Here is a 413-nt window from a genome sequence, read left to right on the forward strand (position 1 = left end):
GTGCAAGCACGCTTACCGAGCAGGTCTTTACGCGGGACGGTATGCCTACGGCCACGATGCTTGAACGCCGCGGTGAGGAGCTGAATTCGCTGCTCGAAAACTACCTTGCCGGTTTGAGCTCTGGTACAGAGATAACGAAGCTGTCGATAGACCTCGACGGCCAGATGCGGATTGCCTCGTTTGCCAACACACAGGGAGGAAAGAAAGTGTGGTCAGTTACCGGAGACCTGGAAATCGAGGGGGAGCGATACAAGTTACGCAGTGCGAGTGGCGACTGCACCAAGGTATTCTGGAAACCGGAATCGCAGAACGGTGCGTTCCTGGCTCCGAGCGCGGAGTCTTTGAAGGCAAACAAAACAAACATGGATACCGCGTTGCTGTTGGGCCTCGGCTTTGCAGGCGCGTATCAGGAC

At 56.2% G+C, this 413-nt stretch carries 1 protein-coding gene; it reads left to right on the forward strand.

Annotated elements, in window-relative coordinates; genetic code table 11:
* Positions 1-56: 56 nt before the first annotated feature.
* Positions 57-413, forward strand: a 357-nt coding sequence (locus Q4528_RS12730; RefSeq protein ID WP_303521835.1) for a hypothetical protein, incomplete at its 3' end; no start/stop codon positions are given.

Origin of the sequence: Staphylococcus pasteuri, assembly GCF_030547725.1 — a bacterium.
GTDB lineage: Bacteria > Bacillota > Bacilli > Staphylococcales > Staphylococcaceae > Staphylococcus > Staphylococcus pasteuri.